The 239-nt window shown below is 52.3% G+C and carries 1 protein-coding gene; it reads right to left on the bottom strand.

All coding sequences use genetic code 11. The features are described from left to right. A partial coding sequence (locus ACTHSP_RS24050; RefSeq protein WP_440347230.1) for a DMP19 family protein occupies window positions 1-239 on the bottom strand: 239 nt, incomplete at both ends.

The following is a 239-nucleotide window of genomic DNA, read 5'->3' on the forward strand; positions in this document are numbered from 1 at the left end:
ATGCGCCAGCGGCGCAGGCTGTCGGCAACCGGATTGCCGAAGATGTATTCTCCGTATCCTGAAGCGATAAGCTGTACGAAGCCGCCTTCTTGAACCTGGCTATCGAGATAGCAAAGGGCGGTCAATGTATGTTGTTCGTCGTTTAGGCCGGACATGTCTTCATCGCCTGCCTGTTCGGTGTGGTCCAAATAGGCTGCGCTGAGTGTATAAAGAAATGAAGCGGAATCGGAAGTATCGAA

The organism is Neisseria sp. P0001.S005, from assembly GCF_051963715.1.